At 67.9% G+C, this 6332-nt stretch carries 7 protein-coding genes; 2 read left to right on the plus strand and 5 right to left on the minus strand.

All coding sequences use genetic code 11. The features are described 5' to 3' along the window. Positions 1–245: 245 nt before the first annotated feature. Positions 246–1310: an NAD-dependent epimerase/dehydratase family protein gene (locus ABIB49_RS19045; protein WP_283480112.1), complete on the minus strand. Its 1065-nt coding sequence runs from the start codon at positions 1308–1310 to the stop codon at positions 246–248. Continuing rightward, entirely contained in the window at positions 1307–2188 is an 882-nt protein-coding gene (locus tag ABIB49_RS19050) for an MTAP family purine nucleoside phosphorylase (RefSeq protein ID WP_226774303.1), read from the minus strand. The genes ABIB49_RS19045 and ABIB49_RS19050 overlap by 4 nt, the downstream gene beginning before the upstream one ends. A 179-nt stretch (positions 2189–2367) precedes the next feature. Here ABIB49_RS19050 and ABIB49_RS19055 point away from each other — a divergent pair, with 179 nt between their 5' ends. Next, positions 2368–3510 (plus strand): molybdopterin-dependent oxidoreductase, encoded by a 1143-nt coding sequence (locus tag ABIB49_RS19055; RefSeq protein ID WP_226774304.1) that lies wholly within the window; start codon positions 2368–2370, stop codon positions 3508–3510. Next, positions 3507–3947, plus strand: coding sequence for a hypothetical protein (locus ABIB49_RS19060; RefSeq protein ID WP_226774305.1), 441 nt, complete (start codon positions 3507–3509; stop codon positions 3945–3947). The genes ABIB49_RS19055 and ABIB49_RS19060 overlap by 4 nt, the downstream gene beginning before the upstream one ends. On the opposite strand, the gene ABIB49_RS19065 is transcribed toward ABIB49_RS19060, so the two are convergent. The 3 genes from ABIB49_RS19065 to ABIB49_RS19075 are packed head-to-tail and all read right to left on the minus strand — an operon-like array spanning position 3902 to position 6029. Next, positions 3902–4609, minus strand: a complete 708-nt coding sequence (locus ABIB49_RS19065) for a class I SAM-dependent methyltransferase (RefSeq protein ID WP_226774306.1) — start codon at positions 4607–4609, stop codon at positions 3902–3904. The two genes, ABIB49_RS19060 and ABIB49_RS19065, sit on opposite strands and share 46 nt — an antisense overlap. Beyond that, on the minus strand, positions 4606–5298 hold the full coding sequence (locus ABIB49_RS19070; RefSeq protein ID WP_354157639.1) for a TIGR04282 family arsenosugar biosynthesis glycosyltransferase: 693 nt from the start codon (positions 5296–5298) through the stop codon (positions 4606–4608). Before ABIB49_RS19070 ends, ABIB49_RS19065 begins: the two co-directional genes overlap by 4 nt. A 5-nt stretch (positions 5299–5303) precedes the next feature. Continuing rightward, positions 5304–6029, minus strand: a complete 726-nt coding sequence (locus ABIB49_RS19075) for a glycosyltransferase family 2 protein (RefSeq protein WP_282361095.1) — start codon at positions 6027–6029, stop codon at positions 5304–5306. Between the last annotated feature and the right edge of the window lie 303 nt (positions 6030–6332).

Below are 6332 nucleotides of genomic sequence, written 5' to 3' on the forward strand. Positions count from 1 at the left end.
GGTCTGCTGAACAAAACCTTCAAGACCGACGCCGTGAAAGCCGACATGCTCGTCGGCATCGCCAAAATCACCGTCAACACCAAGTAACACCCACCCCTAAATCCTGCCGGTCGAATTGGCGGGCAAGCGAAACAGTGAAGCCACGGCTCTTGGGGGCCGTGGCTTCGCTGTTGCCTGAGCAAGTTTGTGTGTGTTCCCGCGGGCCGGCCAGCGGGATCGACATCCCGGAGCCGTTCGCGCCCCTTTCAGGCGGCCGGGCCGCCGCGAAGGGGTGCGTTGGCAAATTCGAGCATGCCTTCGTCAAAGCCCACGGCCGGGGACCAGCCAAGCTCCGTCTTGAGCAGCTCAGAGGACGCCGTGACGTGGCGGACGTCGCCCAGCCGGTACTCGCCGGTGACCACAGGCACGGGGCCGGAGCTGAACCGGGACAGGGCGGTTGCAACGTCGCCGATCGTGTGGACCTCATCGGCTCCGACGTTGTAGACCCGGAATCCAGCGCCACCGCCGGCGCCCAGGGACTCGATGGCGGCGATATTCGCGGCGGCCACATCCCGGACGTGAATGAAGCTGCGCCGTTGCGCACCGTCTTCGAAGACCCGGGGCGCTTCACCCCGGGCCAAGGCCGAACGGAACAGTGACGCGACGCCGGCGTAGGGCGTATCCCGCGGCATCCGCGGTCCGTAGACATTGTGGTAGCGCAGCGCCACCGCTTCGCCGCCTGTGCTTCGCGCCCACGCAGCGGCAAGATGCTCCTGGCTCACTTTGGACGCGGCATAGACGTTGCGCGGGTCAAGGGGCGCGTCCTCCGTGACCATCGCCGGGTCCAGCAGGGCGCCGGTCGCCGGGTTGCGGGGATCGTAGACGCCGGCGCGCAGGTCCGCTTCGGCGCGGGGCCCGGGCCGCACCGGGGCACCGGTCACGGAGTCGGTGTAGGCACCCTCGCCGTAGACCACCATGGAGGAGGCCAGGACCAGCCGCTGGATACCGCGGCGTTCCATCGCGGCCAGCAGGATCGCCGTCGCGTAGTCGTTGTTGCGGATATAGTCGGGCGCGTCAGCGAAGCTGACCCCGAGGCCCACTTTCGCACTTTGGTGGCAGACCGTGTCGATGCCGTCCAGCGCACCGTGAACGGCGTCGGGGTCTGTGACGTCTCCGGTCAGCAACTCCACCCGGGGATCAAACGCCGGCGGTCCGTGATGGAGGCCCGGGTCCAGTGAATCCAGGACCCTCACGGACCAGCCGTTGGCGAGGGCGGCGTCGACGATATGGGAACCGATGAATCCGGCGCCGCCGGTGACAAGGAGCCTCATGAGGCGGACACCGCCCGGCGCACAACCGGTAACGCCAGCACACGGTCCACCGCCGTCGGATCCATCAGTGGACGGGGTGCGTAGTCATCATCGACGGCGGCAATCGTCGCCTCCAGCACAGCCAGGACAGTACCCTGGGCGTTCTTCAGCCGAGCAAACACGGCGTCGGCGGTGACCGGGTCCGAACCGTCGTGGCCGGTATCCGAGTCCGTAATGAATGCCAGATTCGCGAAGCCCATGTTCAGTTCGGCGGCGAGGACGGGTTCGGGGTACTGGGTCATGCTGATGATGTCAGCGCCCCCGCTGACGTACCAGGCGGATTCGGCTTTCGTGGAAAAGCGCGGCCCGTTGACAACCACCACGGTCCCCCGCAAAACATGGGAGACATCCTGGGCCAGCAACGCGGTAGCGAGGTGTGCACGCAGTGCCGGGCAGAAGGGCTCCGAGGCCGGCAGGTGCTGCACGCCGGCCGGCTCGACGCCGTCGGCAACTGTGCCGTCGTAATAGCTATCGGCGCGCCCCCAGGTCCGGTCGATCAGTTGGTCCGTGACCACAAACGTCTCCGGCCCGTAGCCTTCGTGCAGGCCGCCCACCGCCGAGGACGATATAACAGCCTTGACGCCAAGGCTTTTTAAAGCCCAGAGGTTGGCCCGGTAGTTGATCTTCTGGGGCGGGAGAGAGTGGCCGCCGCCGTGGCGGGGCAGGAATGCCACGGTCCGGCCGGCCACCTCGGCCAGCGTGATGGGGCCCGACGGCGGTCCGAACGGAGTCTCGACGTCGACGGTGTCCTTGACGACTGCGCCAGGGAGCCCGTACGTGCCGGATCCTCCGATGATTCCGATGCGCGCCTGCGCCGTGCCGGCAAATGATTGTTCCATAGGAACCATCCTGTCATCCGGGGGGGAGGTGCCGCGGCGGGCCCGCCGCGTTCAGCGGAGTTTCCCGGCACTGTCGATGCCGTCCCACGCAGCTTTCTTCGCGGGCCGCGGCTCAATGTTTTCTGGACTCGCAGGGGCCGGCGGCACCGTGGGCGCAGGAATGATGGTGTGATCTAGCTATGGAAAAGCTCACCAACGCCTTGGCCGCCAGATTTGCCTCGCCGACGCGCAGCACCCGGCTGACTGTGGTGTTGGGACGCTGGCTGGGGCTGAGCTTCACCATCTGTTTCCTGACGGGCCTGTTCAGCCACGGGCTCCAGGAACCACCGTCGTGGATGTTTTTCCTTACCCGCCCTGCCTGGATTTACCAGCTGACCCAGGGAGTGCACGTAACGGCCGGCATTGCCGCCATCCCGCTCCTTCTGGCGAAGTTATGGTCGGTGTATCCCGAACTGCTGACCTGGCCACCGGTTAAGTCCGTGGTGCACGGCCTGGAACGGGGTTCCATCGCCCTGTTCATCGCCTCTTCCCTGGTGCAGCTGACGACTGGCCTGATCAATACCTACAAGTGGTATCCCTGGCCATTCCCGTTCCGCGAAACCCACTTCTGGCTGGCCTGGGTCATCTGGGGGTCCCTGCTGCTCCACATCGCCGTCAAACTTCCGGCGATCATGGAGAACTGGCGCGCCCGTTCCGGCAGTGGTCCGGCGGACGAGACGGCGCCGGGCCGCTGGTCCCGGCGCGCGTTCCTGACCGGGGTCGCGGCCAGCACGGGGGCCCTGGTGGCCACAACCGCCGGTCAGTCCTTTTCCTGGCTGGACCCACTGAACCTCTTCGCACCCCGGAACATGGGCACGGGGCCCCAGTCCGTTCCAGTGAACCGCACGGCCGCCGACGCGAAAGTTGCGGACCTGGCGGGTTCCACGGACTGGAAGCTGAAAGTTACACATCGGGGAACCAGCCGTTCGTACACCCTGGCCCAGCTCAAAGCACTGCCGCAGTCCGAGCAAGAGCTTCCCATCGCCTGTGTTGAAGGCTGGAGCCAGACGGCCCGCTGGCGGGGCGTCCGGATCCGGGACCTGGTCAGTGGCGTCGGCGCCCCGTCATCCTCCACCCTGCGCGTCACCAGCCTGGAACCGGAAGGCGCCTACCGGACGATGCTGATGCCCGCAGCGTATGTGCAGGATGAGCAGACCCTGGTGGCCCTGGAACTTAACGGCCAGACGCTCGATCTGGACCACGGGTACCCGGCCCGCGTCATCGCCCCCGGACGCCCGGGTGTGCTGCAAACAAAGTGGCTGCAGACTGTGGAGGTCCTGTGAAAACCGCGAAGATTTACCGGATCGTCCTGGGCACGGCAGGGGTGGCGGTGATCGGCTACGGGCTCTTGGGGCTGCCGACCCAGCTCGGGCCGGCCCAGCTGCTTGGGCTGCTGCTCTGGCTTGCGGTGGCCGTCCTGCTCCACGACGGCGTCATCGTCCCGCTCGCCACCCTGGCCGGAGCGGGCCTGACCCGGATGGGCTCACGACTGCGTCCGGCGTCGACGGCAATCATTCGCGGCGCGCTCCTGACGGGCGCCGTGGTCACCCTGATCGCGGGTGTGCTGCTCAAGGCGCAGTCCGTGGCACGTAACACCAGCGCGCTGGAAGCCGACTATGCCGCCAACCTGCTCTGGTTCTGGGCGACCTTGGCAGTCGTCGCCGCAGCCCTGGTCTACGTCCTGGAGCGCGTCGGCTCCGGAGCCGGGGAGAGCCGGTAAAAGACGCGGCCCTGGAGCCGTTGGATGTGCGTGACGGTCCAGCCGCCGGTGTCGGCCCGGGCCGCCAGACCAGGACCGCCGGTCCGTGCCCAGCGGAACGGCTCGCTGCGGTTCCCATGTTCGTCTTCGAGGACGGCGGGGTAGGCGGTGTCGAGGTATTCGTCCGCTTCGACCTCCACCAGGAGGGTGCCGCACGCGGTGATCAGCTGGCGGCAGCGGCGCAGCAAAGCGGTGATGCTGCCCCCGATGCCGATGTTGCCGTCGAGCAAAATTATGGACTGCCAATCACCGGTGTGGGGGACCGACGCGAAAACGGACTGCTCCAGCGCCTGCTCGCCGCGGTTGACTGCGCGGCGGACGGCTTCGGCGCTGGTGTCCAGGCCCAGAGCCTGCAGCCCGAGTGACCGGGCGGCGGACAGCAGCCGGCCGGGCCCGCAGCCGACGTCCAGGACCGGGCCGCGTAGGCTCGCCAGCAGCGACCGCTCGAGCCCGTTCGCGTCCTCACACCAGCCGCTGACGTCAAATTCCACGGCCTCGGTGTGATAGTGCCGGCCCTCGGGGCGCAGCGTCAGCTTACCTGCACCGAGTTGCAGGGCCCGGGCGTACGGCTCTGCGTCGCCCTGGCCGAACACGGCAGCGGGGGCAGCCGCGGCGACGGTCACCGCAGCGCTCCTTCCAGGGGGCGTGACTTCGGCGCCGGGTCTGCGGCAGTCCTGGCGGCGTTGTCTACGGCGTGTGCGAAGTCGGTGTCGGGGATCTCCGCCGCGATCTGCAATGCGTCGCTGAAGTAGTCCATGTCCCGGAGTTCGGGGAGGGACCCGACGGTGAGCCCGGCGGCGGTCAGCCGGGCATGCTGCGCAGTTCCGGTGGTGTCGGTGGACATCGGCACGCCGCGGATCAGGGCGCCGTCGGGCCGGCGCAGGGCCAGGGCCCAGAAGCCGCCGTCGGCGGCCGGGCCGAGCCAAGCGTCGCGGCTCGCCTGCACGGTGGACCAGTCGCGCAGGAGCGCTCCAAGGTGGTCCGCCGCGACCTGTGGGGTGTCCATCCCGACGATGAGCAGCGGCCCGGTGGTGGCGTCGCAGATCGCGGCGAGCCGTTCGTCCAGCCCGCCGGTTACTTGCGGGACGACGGTGTAGCCTGCTGCGTCCGCGGGCGAAGGAGTACCGTCCATAACCAGGATCCGGTGCCGGACCGGGAGAAGCCGGACGGTCGCCAGGGTGCGGCTCAGGCTCGCCTGGGCCAGTGCCGCCGCATTTTCTGGGCTCAAGGGCGGGCTCAGCCGGGTTTTGACCCGGCCCGGCACGCACTCTTTGGCGATGACCGCCACGGTAAGATCCACGCTCTTTTCCATAACCATCATTCGTTGCCGGCCGCGCCGCGGACCGGTCCGGACGGCAACGCAGCGGAGGCCTCGGTGACGGCCTTGGCGGCCCGGAGCTGCGCGGACATGTCCTTTACCGCCGTCAGGGTGCCCCGGAGAGTCCCGGTGACCTTCGACTTGCCGGTGCGGGGGGCATAGGGAACGGGCAGCTCCACGATCCGCCAACGGCGCAGGCTTGCCTTGAGGAACATCTCCAAGGGATAGCCGCTGCGCCGGTCCGCCAAGCCGAGGGAAAGCAAACCCTCACGGCGGGCGACCCGCATTGGGCCCAGGTCCGTGATCCGTTCCCCGGTTAGGCGCCGGAGCCGCCACGCCAGTACGAGGTTGGCGATGCGGGCGTGCAGCGGCCAGGAACCGCGCTGGGGCCGGCGGCTACCCAGCACCAGATCCGCAGTACCGCCCAGGACAGGCCCGGCCAGCTCCGGCAGCCCGGCCGGATCCAGCGAGCCGTCGCAATCGCAGAACGCCACAAACTCCGACGTCGCGGCGAGGAGGCCGGCATGCGCGGCGGCGCCGAAACCCTTCCGTGCTTCATGGACCACTGTCGCACCCAGGCTGGCTGCGAGTTCGGCGGAGCCGTCGGTGGAGCCGTTGTCCACAACGATGGCACGGTATCCTTCGGGCAGCCGGGAGAGCACCCACGGCAGGGCACCGCGCTCGTTCAGACACGGGAGAACAACATCCACCAGGGCTGCGGTCATTTCAAACATCCTTATCAGGAGACGGATCAGGCAGCGCTGCTTCGCCCTGTAATCATTACGGTATACGCACAGTGCCACGGACCTCCAACAGGAGGTACCGTGGCACGCCCCGCCGGTGCAGACCCTGCACCGGGCGGCTTTTGCGGGTGGGTGTTACTTGGTGTTGACGGTGATTTTGGCGATGCCGACGAGCATGTCGGCTTTCACGGCGTCGGTCTTGAAGGTTTTGTTCAGCAGGCCGGCGGCGGTGTCGGAGATCAGCACCCGGGTGCCTTCCAGGACGGCGGTGTCGCCGGCCTTGGC

The organism is Arthrobacter sp. UYCu512 (assembly GCF_040547075.1).
GTDB lineage: Bacteria > Actinomycetota > Actinomycetes > Actinomycetales > Micrococcaceae > Arthrobacter.